Below are 519 nucleotides of genomic sequence, written 5' to 3'. Positions count from 1 at the left end.
AGCACCTCGGCCACATCCGCAACCTGAGCCGCGTCGTCGCGACCGCACGGCTGGAGCGCTCGCGTCTGCTACTGCTGCAGCGGCGTTACGAGGCCGCCCGCCAGGAACTGGACCGGGCCGGTGATGCCGACCTGTGGCAGCGGGTGCAAACCCTTCGGCTTCCCGCCAATGACCTGGAATACCGCAAGCTGGTAGAAATCCGCATGGACATCGCCGTCGGCGATCCGGACAAGGCCCTGACCGAGCTCGACCGGGAACTGGCGTACGCCAATGAGGAACAGCGCTTTCGCCGGGCCCTGAAGCTGAAACTGCTCAAGGCCATCGCCCTGCACCGGGGCGGCCACCTGCGCAAAGCGCTGGATGTCATGGCCGATGTGCTGCCCGTGGCAGCGCCGGAAGGTTACCTGCGACTGATCGTGGATGAAGGCGCGGCGGCCGGCACGCTGGTGCTGCTTTACGCCCAGAGTCTCAAGGAGCAGGGAGGGCGCACGGAGCCGATTCTGGCCGGCTATATCCAGT

Annotated in this window: 1 pseudogene; it reads left to right on the top strand. The window is 66.5% G+C overall.

From position 1 onward, the window contains the following. Positions 1–519 (top strand): annotated as a pseudogene (locus NA637_RS25345) (hypothetical protein); the annotation flags it as partial.

This window comes from Stutzerimonas stutzeri (assembly GCF_024448935.1).
GTDB classification, from domain to species: Bacteria; Pseudomonadota; Gammaproteobacteria; order Pseudomonadales; family Pseudomonadaceae; genus Stutzerimonas; species Stutzerimonas stutzeri_AO.
Note: the sequence above shows the minus strand (reverse complement) of the source record. Positions and strands in the feature narration are given on the sequence as shown.